This is a genomic window from Streptomyces sp. NBC_00539 (assembly GCF_036346105.1).
In the GTDB taxonomy this organism is placed as follows: Bacteria; Actinomycetota; Actinomycetes; order Streptomycetales; family Streptomycetaceae; genus Streptomyces.
In genome coordinates this window covers 4,678,597-4,692,179 of record NZ_CP107811.1, presented here as the reverse complement: position 1 = coordinate 4,692,179, position 13,583 = coordinate 4,678,597, and the positions used below count along the sequence as shown (strand labels likewise).

9 protein-coding genes and 1 pseudogene are annotated in these 13,583 nt (G+C 72.8%); 2 read left to right on the top strand and 8 right to left on the bottom strand.

Translation table 11 applies throughout. The annotated features are described in order from the left end of the window. Nucleotides 1–214 precede the first annotated feature (214 nt). Entirely contained in the window at nt 215–2,080 is a 1,866-nt protein-coding gene (gene lepA / locus OG861_RS21025) for a translation elongation factor 4 (protein ID WP_329195127.1), read from the bottom strand. 188 nt (nt 2,081–2,268) lie between these two features. On the opposite strand from lepA, the gene rpsT reads away from it, so the two are divergent. Then, nucleotides 2,269–2,535 carry a 30S ribosomal protein S20 gene (gene rpsT / locus OG861_RS21020; protein WP_030159297.1) on the top strand — a complete coding sequence of 89 codons (267 nt, stop codon included), beginning with the start codon at nt 2,269–2,271 and terminating at the stop codon, nt 2,533–2,535. Nucleotides 2,536–2,811: 276 nt separating this feature from the next. Here rpsT and holA read toward each other — a convergent pair whose 3' ends face one another. After that, on the bottom strand, nt 2,812–3,804 hold the full coding sequence (holA, locus tag OG861_RS21015) for a DNA polymerase III subunit delta (RefSeq protein ID WP_329195130.1): 993 nt from the start codon (nt 3,802–3,804) through the stop codon (nt 2,812–2,814). A 79-nt stretch (nt 3,805–3,883) separates the two neighbouring features. On the opposite strand from holA, the gene OG861_RS21010 reads away from it, so the two are divergent. Further along, nucleotides 3,884–4,126 carry a hypothetical protein gene (locus tag OG861_RS21010; protein WP_329195133.1) on the top strand — a complete coding sequence of 81 codons (243 nt, stop codon included), beginning with the start codon at nt 3,884–3,886 and terminating at the stop codon, nt 4,124–4,126. A gap of 17 nt (nt 4,127–4,143) precedes the next feature. On the opposite strand, the gene OG861_RS21005 is transcribed toward OG861_RS21010, so the two are convergent. The 6 genes and pseudogenes from OG861_RS21005 to leuS form a co-directional block, all read right to left on the bottom strand. Beyond that, nucleotides 4,144–5,025 (bottom strand): YceI family protein, encoded by an 882-nt coding sequence (locus OG861_RS21005; RefSeq protein ID WP_329195135.1) that lies wholly within the window; start codon nt 5,023–5,025, stop codon nt 4,144–4,146. A gap of 124 nt (nt 5,026–5,149) precedes the next feature. Then, a pseudogene (locus OG861_RS21000) lies at nt 5,150–7,507 on the bottom strand (ComEC/Rec2 family competence protein); the annotation flags it as partial. A gap of 23 nt (nt 7,508–7,530) precedes the next feature. After that, nucleotides 7,531–8,478 (bottom strand): helix-hairpin-helix domain-containing protein, encoded by a 948-nt coding sequence (locus tag OG861_RS20995; RefSeq protein ID WP_330261838.1) that lies wholly within the window; start codon nt 8,476–8,478, stop codon nt 7,531–7,533. Nucleotides 8,479–8,695: 217 nt separating this feature from the next. Further along, nucleotides 8,696–9,541 carry a DegV family protein gene (locus tag OG861_RS20990; protein WP_329195139.1) on the bottom strand — a complete coding sequence of 282 codons (846 nt, stop codon included), beginning with the start codon at nt 9,539–9,541 and terminating at the stop codon, nt 8,696–8,698. A 280-nt stretch (nt 9,542–9,821) separates the two neighbouring features. Further along, entirely contained in the window at nt 9,822–10,550 is a 729-nt protein-coding gene (locus tag OG861_RS20985) for a hypothetical protein (RefSeq protein ID WP_329195141.1), read from the bottom strand. 121 nt (nt 10,551–10,671) lie between these two features. Then, nucleotides 10,672–13,557, bottom strand: coding sequence for a leucine--tRNA ligase (gene leuS, locus OG861_RS20980; protein WP_329195143.1), 2,886 nt, complete (start codon nt 13,555–13,557; stop codon nt 10,672–10,674). Between the last annotated feature and the right edge of the window lie 26 nt (nt 13,558–13,583).

Below are 13,583 nucleotides of genomic sequence, written 5' to 3'. Positions count from 1 at the left end.
GCAGCGTGGGCGTGGGGCGCTTGGGGCTGGCGGGGTGGGGACCTGCGCACGTGCTGTTGGCGAGTTTGTGACTGGCGAGTAACCATCGAGCAGTGATCAGACTAAAGGCCGCCCGGCCCGCGCGTAAGGGGCGGCGAGCGGCCGGTTCATAACGAAACGGGCCCACATGCGTCCACATGTGGGCCCGTTTGTCGCGAGTGGGGTCACCCGTCGGCTACTTCTTCTTGCCGCCGGACTCGTCGCTGGAGAGGACGGCGATGAAGGCCTCCTGCGGGACCTCCACGGAGCCGACCATCTTCATCCGCTTCTTGCCTTCCTTCTGCTTCTCCAGCAGCTTCCGCTTACGGGAGATGTCACCGCCGTAGCACTTCGCGAGGACGTCCTTGCGGATGGCACGGATGGTCTCGCGGGCGATGACGCGCGAGCCGACGGCCGCCTGGATCGGCACCTCGAAGGCCTGGCGCGGGATGAGCTCGCGCAGCTTGGCGACGAGCCGCACGCCGTACGCGTAGGCGGCGTCCTTGTGGCAGACGGCCGAGAAGGCGTCGACCTTGTCGCCGTGCAGCAGGATGTCGACCTTGACCAGGCTGGAGGACTGCTCGCCGGTGGGCTCGTAGTCCAGGGAGGCGTAACCGCGCGTCTTGGACTTCAACTGGTCGAAGAAGTCGAACACGATCTCGGCCAGAGGGAGCGTGTAGCGGATCTCGACCCGGTCCTCGGAGAGGTAGTCCATGCCGAGCAGGGTGCCGCGGCGGGTCTGGCACAGCTCCATGATCGCGCCGATGAACTCGCTGGGAGCGAGGATCGTGGCCCGCACGACCGGCTCGAACACGTCCGAGATCTTGCCCTCGGGGAACTCGCTCGGGTTGGTGACGGTGACCTCCTTGCCGTCCTCCAGGACGACGCGGTAGACCACGTTCGGGGCGGTGGCGATCAGGTCGAGGCCGAACTCGCGCTCCAGGCGCTCGCGGACCACGTCCAGGTGCAGCAGGCCGAGGAAGCCGACGCGGAAGCCGAAGCCGAGCGCCGCCGAGGTCTCCGGCTCGTAGACGAGCGCGGCGTCGTTGAGCTGGAGCTTGTCCAGGGCCTCGCGCAGGTCCGGGTAGTCCGAGCCGTCGAGCGGGTACAGGCCCGAGAAGACCATCGGCTTCGGGTCCTTGTAGCCGCCGAGGGCCTCGGTCGCGCCGTTGTGCAGGCTGGTGATCGTGTCACCGACCTTGGACTGACGGACGTCCTTCACGCCGGTGATGATGTAGCCCACCTCGCCGACGCCGATGCCGTCGGCCGGGGTCATCTCCGGGGAGGAGACGCCGATCTCCAGCAGCTCGTGCGTGGCGCCGGTGGACATCATCCGGATGCGCTCGCGCTTGTTGAGCTGGCCGTCGACGACACGGACGTAGGTCACCACGCCGCGGTACGAGTCGTAGACCGAGTCGAAGATCATCGCGCGGGCGGGGGCGTCCTTGACGCCGACCGGCGCCGGGACGGTGGCGACGACCTTGTCCAGCAGCGCGTCCACGCCCAGGCCGGTCTTCGCCGAGACGCGCAGCACGTCCTCGGGCTGGCAGCCGACCAGGTTCGCGAGCTCCTCGGCGAACTTCTCCGGCTGGGCGGCCGGCAGGTCGATCTTGTTGAGGACCGGGACGATCGCGAGGTCGTTCTCCATCGCCAGGTACAGGTTGGCGAGGGTCTGCGCCTCGATGCCCTGGGCGGCGTCGACGAGGAGGACCGTGCCCTCGCACGCGGCGAGGGAGCGCGAGACCTCGTACGTGAAGTCGACGTGACCGGGGGTGTCGATCATGTTCAGGATGTGCGTGTCGCCCTTGCCCGGGCCCTCGGTGGGCGCCCAGGGCAGACGGACCGCCTGCGACTTGATCGTGATGCCGCGCTCACGCTCGATGTCCATGCGGTCGAGATACTGGGCGCGCATCTGCCGCTGGTCGACGACGCCGGTCAGCTGGAGCATCCGGTCGGCGAGGGTCGACTTGCCGTGGTCGATGTGCGCGATGATGCAGAAATTGCGGATCAGCGCCGGGTCGGTACGGCTCGGCTCGGGCACGTGGCTGGGGATCGCGGGCACGCAGTGTCCTGATTCTCGGGTCGTATATCTCGTAGATGCAGAGTCCCATGGTCCCATGGACGGCGTAGTGCGCTCGGTTTGGGCCGTCCGGAGCGTGCCTGGTAGCCTGGGCAGCTGTGTCTCGTATGGCCTCTCACCGTCCGGGACACAATCCGAAGATCAAACTCTGAACCTGAAAAGGCTCTTTCGTGGCGAACATCAAGTCCCAGATCAAGCGGAACAAGACGAACGAGAAGGCGCGCCTGCGCAACAAGGCCGTCAAGTCTTCGCTCAAGACCGCGATCCGCAAGGCCCGTGAGGCCGTGGCCGCCGGTGACGTCGAGAAGGCCACCGTGGCTTCCCGCGCCGCCGCGCGTGCGCTCGACAAGGCTGTCTCGAAGGGTGTCATCCACAAGAACGCCGCCGCCAACAAGAAGTCGGCGCTGGCCACCAAGGTTGCCACCCTCCAGGGCTGAGCTCCTGATGTGATCGCCGGGTAGGGACCCAGCGGGCCCTCTCTCCCGCTCCTGACCGGCAACCGCGCCGCACGCGAAGCGTTCGCCACGCGGGTGCGGCGCACCCAGAAGTACCGAAGGCCCCGACCGCCACCCTTCCCCAGGGCCGGCCGGGGCCTTCGTCCTACCCGGACGGCAGCGAGGACGCCGCCGACACGCCCCCGGCACGCCGATGGCGCCGGAGGCAGCCGCTCGGCGCCGGGCGGCGCGGGTCAAGCAAGATCCGGAAGAGGCGGCCTAGCGCTGGTGGGGGCGGGCTGCGCGGGAGACCGCCACTACCGCCTTCTCCAGGGCGTACTCCGGATCGTCGCCGCCGCCCTTCACTCCCGCGTCGGCCAGCGCCACCGCGCGCAACGCCTCCGAGACGCCGTCCGCCGACCAGCCCCGCATCTGCTGCCGGACCCGGTCGATCTTCCACGGCGGCATGCCCAGGTCCCGCGCGAGGTCGCCCGGGCGGGCTCCGCGCGGGGCCGAGGCCAGTTTCCCGATGGCCCGTACGGCCTGGGCCAGGGCACTGGTGATCAGCACCGGCGCCACACCGGTGGACAGTGACCAGCGCAGGGCTTCGAGGGCCTCCGCCGCCCGCCCTTCGACCGCCCGGTCCGCGACGGTGAAGCTGGAGGCTTCCGCCCGGCCCGTGTAGTACCGCCCGACCACGGCCTCGTCGATGGTCCCCTCGACGTCCGCGCACAGCTGCGCCGCCGCGCTCGCGAGCTCCCGCAGGTCGCTGCCGATCGCATCGACCAGGCTCTGGCACGCCTCGGGGGTGGCCGAACGCCCCAGCGTGCGGAACTCCCCCCGCACGAACGACAGCCGGTCCGCGGCCTTCGTCATCTTCGGGCAGGCGACCTCCCGGGCCCCGGCCTTGCGCGCCGCGTCCAGCAGGCCCTTGCCCTTGACGCCACCGGCGTGCAGGAGCACGAGGACGATCTCCTCGTAGGGCGCCGCGAGGTACGCCTTGACCTCCTTCACCGCATCGGCGGACAGGTCCTGCGCGTTGCGCACGATCAGGACCTTGCGCTCGGAGAACAGCGAGGGACTGGTCAGCTCGGCCAGCGTGCCGGGCTGGAGTTGCTCGGAGGCGAGGTCGCGCACGTCCGTGTCGGCGTCGGCGGCACGCGCCGCCGTCACCACTTCCCGTACGGCGCGGTCGAGCAGCAGGTCCTCCTGCCCCACCGCGAGGGTGAGCGGGGCGAGCGGATCGTCGGTGGGGTTCTTCCTGGTGGCCATCGCCTCCAGCATCCCACGCCCCACCGACAGTCCCCCTCCCCCGATCCGCGGCCACCGCCCCGTCCCGGAGAATGGCCGGGTGAACGTGCGACATGTACTGGTCCTGCCCGACCGCGACGCCGCCGAGGAGGTGGCGACCGAGGCCGTCGACCGCTTCGGCCTGCCCGAGGAGCCCCAACTGGTCCGCGACGCCCTGGCCGGCGAGGACGACGCGGAGGACGCCCAGTGGCTGGTCGTCATCGAGGACCCGCAGGAGAAGCTCGATTCCGCTTCCCTGGACGACCTCGCCGGCGCCTACGACGGGTGGTTGGAGGCTCCCTGAGCCCCGCCCCGGCCCCCTCAGGCCTTGTGGACGATCTGGACGTCCAGCTCGACCTCGACGCTCGCACCGATCGCCGCGACCCCGTGGGCCAGCAGTGACTGCCAGTTGAGCGCGAAGTCCTCGCGGTTCAGTGCGGCAGTCGCCCGGCAAGCGGCCCGGGGTTCGCCCTGGAGGCCCGTGCCGTGGCCCAGGTACTGGGTGTCCAGGGTCACGGAGCGGCTGACGCCGTGGAGGGTCAGTGCGCCCGCGACGGCCCAGCGGCTGCCACTGCGGTGGATGAAACGCTCGCTGTAGAACTCGACCGTGGGATGGCGCGCCGCGTCCAGGAAGTCGGCGGAGCGCAGGTGGTCGTCCCGCATCCGCAGCCCGGTGTCGATGCTGCCCGCGTCGATGATCACGCGCATGGAGGAGTCCTCCATCCGCTCGGCTATCCGTACCGCTCCGGCGAACGTGGTGAACCGTCCGTGGATCCGGGCGAAGCCGATGTGCCGTGCGGTGAAGCCGATCGAGGAGTGGGTCGGGTCGAGTTCCCAGTGTCCGGGCGCGGGCAGCAGCGGCGGCTCCACCGCGTCGAGGACGATCTCCGCGGTGCCGTGCTGCGCCGGGTCGCCGACCAGCGTCGCCCCGTGGAAGGGCGCGTAGCCCTCGGCGGTGACGGAGAGCCGGTACTCCCCCTCCGGCACGGCTGCGTTGAACCCGCCGTACGGGTCGGTCTCCCCGCTGACGACCCGGCGGCCTATCGGGTCGGTGACTTCGAACTTCGCTTGGCGGACCGGCTGGTGGACCGTGTCGAGCACCCGGCAGCTGAGCAACCGGGCCGTTGGCGGCAACGTCAGCGTCGCGGCCGTATGGGACGCGGCGCTGCCGCCCGTATCCGTCCCCCGTCGGCGTCCGAACATGGTTGATGCACCCCCGTGCAGTGTGGACTTGGACCGTGTTGGCGAAAACGCATTCGATCATGCTGTCGGGTTGGGGGCAAACAGAAGGGTCGACCCCGGTATGCCCGCGCCGTCCGCGCCGTCGCCCGGCCGGAAACGCCCGTAGCCCGGGGCCGCTTCCCGCGACGGCCACGCTGCCGTCGGTGTCGGTGCGCAGGACGGCCGTGCCCATCGCCCGCAGCCTGGCGAGCGTAGCGGGTGCGGGATGTCCGTACCGGTTGCCGGCGCCGACCGGGACGAGGGCGATCCGTGGCCTGACCCGCGCCTGGAGCACGGGGTCCTGGTGCGCGGAGCCGTGGTGCGCCACTTTCAGCACGTCCACGGGCCCCAGTTCCGGATGATCCCTCAACAGGGCCTGCTGGGCGAGTGGTTCGAGGTCACCGAGGAGGAGCAGGGTCAGGCCGGAGGTTCGCACCAGCAGGGCGACGCTCGCGTCGTTCGGTCCCTGCGCCGGCGGGCCGGCGGGTGGCGGCCACAGCACCCGCCACTCCAGCGGTCCGGTCCGGCGCCGCTCTCCCGCGACGGCGGCCATGACGGGAACCCCGGCGCCGGCGGCCGTGCGCCGGACGAACTCGGCCTGCCCGGCCGGCTCCTCCAGCGTCGTCGTCTGGATGGCGCCCACGGCCCGGCCCCGCAGCACCCCGGCGAGCCCGCCCACGTGATCGGCGTGGAAGTGCGTGAGCACGAGCAACGGGATCCTCCGCACCCCCAGGCTCCGCAGGCACGCGTCCACCGGTTCGGCCTCCGGTCCCGCGTCCACGACCACCGCCGTACCAGGGCCCACGGCGAGCACGGCCGCGTCCCCCTGCCCCACCGCGCACTGGACGTAACTCCAGCCGGGCGGCGGCCATCCTTTGAATGTACGAACGAGCAGCGGCGGCCTGAGTACGGCGGCGAGCAGCGCCACGGCCAGGGCGGAGCAGAACCACCACCTGCGCCCCCACCGGACGCACAGACCGGCCACGCCGACCGTGGCGGCGGCCAGCAGCGCACCCCCCGCCCACCCGTCGGGCCACGCCAGCTCCGCCCCTGGCAGCCCCGCCCCGGCGCGGGCCACCCCCGCGATCCACCCGGCCGGCACCCCCGCGCACCGGGCGAGGAGTTCCGCCGCGGGCATCCACAGCGGAGCCACGGCGAGCGTCGCGAACCCGAGCACCGTCGCGGGACCCGCCGCGAGTTCGGCCAGCAGGTTGCACGGCACCGCCACCAGGCTGACCCGGGCGGACAGCACCGCGACCACCGGCGCGCACACCGCCTGGGCGGCCGCGGCGGCCCCCAGCGCATCGGCGAGCCCCGGCCGCACGCCCCGCCGCCGCAGGGCCTCGCCCCACCGCGGCGCCAGCGTGAGCAGCGCCCCGGTGGCCAGCACGGACAGCAGGAACCCGGTGCTGCGGGCCAGCCACGGGTCGTACAGCACCAGCAGCAGAACCGCCGCGGCCAGTGCGGGCACCAGGGACCTGCGCCGGCCGGTGGCCAGGGCCAGCAGGGTGACCGCCCCGCAGGCGGCGGCCCGCAGCACGCTCGGTTCGGGCCGGCACACCACCACGAAGGCGAGCGTCAGCGCCGCCCCGCACAGGGCAGTGGCCCGGAGCGAGAGCCCCAGGCGCGGTGCCAGGCCGCGCCGTTCGGCGTGCTGCGCGGCGGCCGGAGGCCCGATCAGCAGGAACAGCACCACCGTCAGGTTGGAGCCGGACACGGCCAGCAGGTGCAGCAGGTCGGTGGCGCGGAACGCCTCGTGCAGGTCGGGCGGGACCCGGGACACGTCGCCGACGACCAGGCCCGGCAGCAGCGCCCGGGCGTCGGGCGCGAGCCCCCGCGTCGCCTCGCGCAGCCCGGCCCGCAGGGTTCCCGCGAGGCGCTGTACCCGGTCCGGGCCACGAATCACCCTCGGCGGCGCGTCCCCGGCCGGGCGGAGCAACGCCACGGCCCGCTCACCGCCCCGGCCGGGGGACAGCCGCCCCACCACCTCGACCCGCGTCGAGGGCTGGAGCCCCGCCCACGCCGGGTGCCCGGCCAGCACCCGTACCGGCGTCTCGACCCTGGTCCGCGCGCCGTCGGGGCCGGTCACCCGGGTCACCACCGCGTCCAGCGTCACCATCGGCGGCCCGCCCCCGCCCCCGACGCCGCGGGGATCGGAGCCGACGGTGAGCTCCGCCCAGACCCGGGCGTGCTTCCCGGCCAGCCCGAGCACGGGACCGGCCCGCGCCTCGGCCCGCTGGAGCCCGGCCACCCCGGCACCGGCGCCCGCGCAGAGCAACGCGGCGGCAGCGGCCGCGCCCACCCTCCACAGCGGACCCGGCCCATGGTGGCCGACCAGCAGCAACAGCCCCGCCGCGGCGACCGCCAGGCCCACCCCGGCGACGGTCCACGCGGCCGGCACGTCGAGGCAGACGGCGGCCGCCGCCCACGCGCCCAGGGCCGGGCCGGCGAGCCGCAGGTCCATCGGCCCGGACCCCTCGGGGCGATTCACGGCCGCACCAGCTTGCGCAGGTCGGAGAACCGGCGTTCGCCGATGCCGTTGACCTGCCGGAGTTCCTCCACGGAACGGAACCCGCCCCGCGCGGTCCGGAAGTCGACGATGTGCTGCGCGAGCACCGGACCCACCCCGGGCAGCCCGTCGAGCTGCGCGACGGTGGCGCTGCCCAGGCTCAGCGGGCCGCCACCGGACCCGGACCCGGAACCCGGGCCGCCACCCCCCGCCGGGGGCTGCGCGGGTGCGCCCACCACCACCTGTTCGCCGTCCACCAGCACCCGGGCCCGGTTCAGCCCGGTCATGTCGGTGCCCGGCCGCACTCCCCCGGCGGCGGCCAGGGCGTCCTCCACCCGCGCTCCGGCGGGCAGCGTCCGCACCCCCGGCTCCCGGACCTTGCCACTGACGTCCACCACGGCCCGGTTGCCTCCCGTGGGGGCCGGGGCCGACGGCCCCGGGGCCGGGGCGGGTACCGAAGCAGGGGCGACCACCGCCGGCGCGGTCACCGGCCCCGGCCGCGCCGACCAGTACTGCTGGGCGGCGAAACCCACCCCCGCAACCAGCACCACCGCGAGCGCCGCCACCGTCCGCGGCTCCACCCCGCACCGCGCCTGGACCCAGACCGGCAGCCGCTCCCGCACTGCGAGCCACCGCGAGCCCCGGCCGTCCGGCGGGGCCGCTTCGGCCCCGACCACCGGCTCGGGGCCGGCCACGGCGTCGGGGACGCGAACGCGGACCCCGGGCGGCGGGTCGGACAGGGGGTCGGGCGGCGGCTCGGGCGGCGGTGCCGTGAGGATGGCCTCGGCCCGGCGCCGCACGGTCGCGGGATCGGGGTACGGCTGCCGCCGGCGGTCACGCAGCCGTCCGTCGGACCGGCGCGGACGACCGGGGCCACTGGTGCCGCCGGCTCGGGAAGGGGACGAAGTACGCGTGCGCAGAGTCATGCCACGACGGTAGGGGCCTTCCCCGATCCTCGTTCGGAGGCATCAATTCCGGTGGATGACCTGACCGTTGTGGATAACCCGGCCACCCGTTCCGGTGACCCGCCGGGCCGTTCCGTGCGCCGGACGCCGCCCGAAAGCACCCGACCGTGCCCCGCCGACGACCAGCCCGGGCTGTCCCCCCGCCGCCGAACAACCCCGGCCGTGCACCCGCCAACGATCAGCGTGGCGAGACGACGGCCGCCAGCAGACCCGGCCCGGTGTGTGCGCCGATGACCGCGCCGACCTCGCTGACGTGCAGCTCGACCAGCCCGGGGACCCGCTCCCGGAGCCGTTGCGCAAGCTTGTCGGCCCGCTCCGGCGCCGCGAGGTGGTGCACCGCGATGTCGACACTGCCCGAGCCGGCGCGTTCGACGGCGAGTTCTTCGAGGCGGGCGATGGCCTTGGACGCCGTCCGCACCTTCTCCAGCATCTCGATCCGACCGCCGTCCAGCGTGAGCAGCGGCTTGACGGCGAGCGCCGAGCCGAGGAGGGCCTGCGCGGCCCCGATGCGGCCTCCGCGTCGGAGGTAGTCGAGGGTGTCGACGTAGAAGTACGCCGACATGTCGGCGGCCCTCTTCTCCGCGGCGGCCACGGCCTCGTCCACCGAACCACCGGTCTCCACCACCTCGGCGGCGGCGAGCGCGCAGAAGCCGAGGGCCATGGCCACCATGCCGGTGTCCACGACCCGGACCGGGACGGGGGCGGTCTTGGCGGCGACCACGGCCGCGTCCCAGGTGCCGGAGAACTCGGCAGAGAGGTGGAGGCTGACGATGCCAGCCGCGCCGGCGTCGGCGGCGGCCCGGTAGGCCCGTGCGAAGTCGTCCGGGCTGGGGCGGGAGGTGGTGACCGAGCGGCGCTTCTGCAGGGCGAGGGCGAGGCTGCGGGCCGAGATTTCGGTGCCTTCTTCGAGCGCCTCGTCGCCGAGCACCACGGTCAGGGGGACAGCGGTGATCCGATGCCGCGCCATCGCCGGTGGGGGCAGGTAGGCCGTGGAATCGGTGACGATCGCGACATGGCGGGACATGAGCGGGAGGTTACCGCCAGCGACCCCCCTCCGGCAGCACGAGCCCCTCACCAGGGCCTTCGCACACGGGCCGGACCCTTCCGAGCGGACTCCACGCCGGACCACCGAGCGGGCTCCCCGCCAAACCGCCGGCCGGCCAAGCCACCCCCTCACGCCCGAGCGGCCTCCACCCCGGGCCGCTGGCCAAGCCACCCCCTCACGCCCGAGCGGCCTCAACTCAAGCAGCACACCCGAAGAGCAGCGCACCCGAACGCTCCGGACCCACCCCGTCGACCCACCCTCAGGCCGTCGTCTCCGGCCTCGGAGTCTTCCTCGGCGCCTTCTCCCAGGGGTGACGAGGAGTCCGGGAGGCCGGGTTCAGGGCCGCGGGGCCCGGCTCCGCCGGGGCATCGGCCCGGCGCTCCGGCCCGGTCGTCGCGTCCCAGGAGGCGGCGGCGGCCGTGAGGTCGTCCACCGACTCCCGCGACCAGTCGCGCAGCGCGCCCGACTCCACCTCGATCTGCGCAGACAGCGTGGACAGGTCGTCCTCCGCGAAGCGCCGCGCGCGTTCCCGCGCCGCCCACCGCAAGGAGTCCGCCGACTCCGTGATCTTGCGCGTGCGTTCCCGCAGGTCGGGCAGGCTCGCGGCGATCCGCTTGCGGTCCGGCTCCTGCTCCAGCCGCTTCAGCTCGGCGTCCAGGTCGTGCCCGTGTTCGCTCAGCCGCTCGAAGAGGCCGATCGACTCCCTCAGCGAGGCGTCCGTCTGCACGCCCTGGTACAGGGCCTGCTGCGTGGCCCGCATGGATGTCCGCAGGTCGAGCCTCAGCTGCGCCAGCCCCGCCGTGACCCCCACCTGGCCGAGGCTCCTGGCCCTGAGGGTCGTGTCCTCCACGGTCCGCCGGGCCTGCGTCAGCGTCCGGTCCACGCCGCGCTTGGCCGCGCCGACCGCCTTCACCGTGACCCACGCACCCAGCCCCAAGAAGGCGAACAGCACCAACAGGGCAAAGATGACCAACGCGCCCGCCTCCATGAGGCTCCCTTCCCCTGCCTATTCCGTCCCCTCCACCGTAAACGCAACGGGCAGGCCGGGGGTTCCCTTCGAACCCCCAACCTGCCCGTACGGGAAGACCCCTAGATCAGGCCGCCGCCCCTCAGATGACGATGTTCACGAGCTTCGGCGCGCGCACGATCACCTTGCGGATCTCCGCACCGCCCAGCGCCGCCACGACCGCCTCGTCGGCCAGCGCCAGCTGCTCCAGGTCGCCCTCGGAGACCGTGGGCGGCACTTCCAGGCGCGCCTTGACCTTGCCCTTGACCTGGACGACGCACGTCACGCTCTCGTCCACCACGTACGCCGGGTCCGCGACGGGGAAGTCCTGGTGGACCACCGAGTCGCTGTGCCCCAGCCGGTGCCACAGCTCCTCCGCGATGTGCGGAGCCAGCGGGGCGACGAGCAGCACCAGCCGCTCGGCGACCGAGCGCTCCAGCGGCCGGCCGGCCTTCGTCAGGAAGTTGTTCAGCTCGGTGATCTTCGCGATGGCGGTGTTGAAGCGCAGCCCCGCCAGGTCCGCGCCGGCCCCGTCGATGGCCTTGTGCAGCGCGCGCAGGGTGTCCTCGGCGGGCTCGGCGTCGACGACCGTCACCGCGCCCGTCTCCTCGTCCACGATGTTGCGCCACAGGCGCTGGAGCAGCCGGTACTGGCCGACCACGGCCCGCGTGTCCCACGGGCGCGACACGTCCAGCGGGCCCATCGCCATCTCGTACAGGCGCAGCGTGTCGGCGCCGTACTCCTCGCAGATCTCGTCCGGCGTGACGGCGTTCTTGAGGGACTTGCCCATCTTGCCGTGCTCGCGCTTGACCGGCTCGCCCTGGTAGAAGTAGCCGCCGTCGCGCTCCTCGACCTCGGCCGCGGGCACGTACACGCCGCGCGCGTCGGTGTAGGCGTAGGCCTGGATCATGCCCTGGTTGAACAGCTTGTGGAACGGCTCGGCGGAGGAGACGTGACCCAAGTCGAACAGCACCTTGGACCAGAAGCGCGCGTACAGCAGGTGCAGCACCGCGTGCTCGGCGCCGCCCACGTACAGGTCGACGCCGCCGTGCGGGGCGCCTTCGCGCGGGCCCATCCAGTACTGCTCGATCGCCGGGTCGACCAGCGCCGAGTCGTTGTGCGGGTCCAGGTAGCGCAGCTCGTACCAGCAGGAGCCGGCCCAGTTGGGCATGGTGTTGGTCTCGCGGCGGTAGCGCTTGACGCCCTCGCCCCGGCCCAGGTCCAGCTCCACGTAGACCCAGTCCTCGTTGCGCGACAGGGGGGTCTCGGGCTTCGAGGCGGCGTCGTCGGGCGCGAAGGTGCGCGGCGAGTAGTCCTCGACCTCCGGCAGCTCCAGCGGCAGCATCGACTCGGGCAGCGGGTGCGCGACGCCGTCCTCGTCGTAGACGATCGGGAACGGCTCGCCCCAGTAGCGCTGGCGGCTGAACAGCCAGTCGCGCAGACGGAAGTTGACGGTGCCTTCACCGATGCCGCGCTCGGCCAGCCAGTCGGTGATGCGGGCCTTCGCCTCGACGACGCCCAGGCCGTCCAGCGAGATGCCCTCGCCGGTGGAGTTGACGATCGTGCCGTCGTAGGAGGAGAACGCGTCGTCCCACTCCGCCGGGTCGGCGTCGCGGTCGTCGGAGGGCTCCACCACGCAGCGCATCGGCAGTTCGAAGGCGCGGGCGAACTCGAAGTCGCGGCTGTCGTGCGCCGGGACGGCCATGATCGCGCCGGTGCCGTAGCCCATCAGGACGTAGTCGGCGATGAAGACGGGGACCTGGGCGCCGCTGACCGGGTTGGTGGCGTACGCGCCGGTGAAGACGCCGGTCTTGTCCTTGGCCTCGGCCTGCCGCTCGACGTCCGACTTGGCCGCGGCCTGCTTGCGGTACGCGTCCACCGCTTCGCGGGGGGTCGCGGCGCCGCCGGTCCACACCTGGTGGGTGCCCTCGGGCCAGGCGGCCTGGACGATCTTCTCGACCAGCTCGTGCTCGGGCGCCAGCACCATGTAGGTGGCACCGAACAGGGTGTCGGGACGGGTGGTGAAGACGGTGATCGCGTCGGCGCCGACGGGGAAGTCCACGCGGGCGCCTTCGCTGCGACCGATCCAGTTGCGCTGCTGGAGCTTGATGGCCTCGGGCCAGTCCAGCGCGTCCAGGTCGTCCAGCAGGCGGTCGGCGTAGGCCGTGATCCGCATGTTCCACTGGCTCAGCTTCGCCTTGAAGACGGGGAAGTTGCCGCGCTCGGACCGGCCGTCGGCGGTGACCTCCTCGTTGGCCAGTACGGTGCCCAGTCCCGGGCACCAGTTCACGGGCGCGTCCGAGGCGTAGGCCAGCCGGTACTCGTTCAGCACGCCGGCCCGCTCACCCGCACCCAGCTCCGCCCAGGCACGGCCTCCGGGGACCTCGCGGGAGCCGTCCTCGAAGGAGGCGACCAGCTCGGCGATCGGGCGGGCCTTCTTCGCGTCGGCGTCGTACCAGGAGTTGTAGATCTGCAGGAAGATCCACTGCGTCCACTTGTAGTAGTCCGGGTCGATCGTCGCGAACGAGCGGCGCTTGTCGTGGCCCAGACCCAGCCGGCGCAGCTGGACCTTCATGTTCTCGATGTTGGCCTCGGTGGACACGCGCGGGTGCGTGCCGGTCTGTACGGCGTACTGCTCGGCCGGCAGGCCGAAGGCGTCGAAGCCCAGGGTGTGCAGGACGTTGTGGCCGGTCATCCGCTGGTGGCGGGCGAAGACGTCCGTGGCGATGTACCCGAGCGGGTGACCGACGTGCAGGCCCGCACCCGAGGGGTACGGGAACATGTCCATGATGAACTTGCTGGGCCGCGCGACGAGCGCCGCCGTCTTCGCGGAGTCGGCCCCGGCCAGGTCACCGGTCGGGTTGGGAGCCTCGTAGGTGCCCTCCGCGTCCCATACGTCCTGCCAGCGTGCCTCGATGTCGGCGGCCATGGCAGCCGTGTAGCGGTGCGCCTCGGCCGCCTCGGGGGCCGGGGTGTTCGTCTCGCTCATGATTTCTGAAGCTCCATCGATCGTCT

Bases quoted from the DNA above. Each gene is read 5' to 3' on its own strand.
- holA (WP_329195130.1), bottom strand. From the start codon at position 3,804: ATGGCCACCAGGAAGAACCCCACCGACGATCCGCTCGCCCCGCTCACC.
- OG861_RS21005 (WP_329195135.1), bottom strand. From the start codon at position 5,025: ATGTTCGGACGCCGACGGGGGACGGATACGGGCGGCAGCGCCGCGTCC.
- OG861_RS20995 (WP_330261838.1), bottom strand. From the start codon at position 8,478: ATGACTCTGCGCACGCGTACTTCGTCCCCTTCCCGAGCCGGCGGCACC.
- OG861_RS20990 (WP_329195139.1), bottom strand. From the start codon at position 9,541: ATGTCCCGCCATGTCGCGATCGTCACCGATTCCACGGCCTACCTGCCC.
- OG861_RS20985 (WP_329195141.1), bottom strand. From the start codon at position 10,550: ATGGAGGCGGGCGCGTTGGTCATCTTTGCCCTGTTGGTGCTGTTCGCC.
- leuS (WP_329195143.1), bottom strand. From the start codon at position 13,557: ATGAGCGAGACGAACACCCCGGCCCCCGAGGCGGCCGAGGCGCACCGC.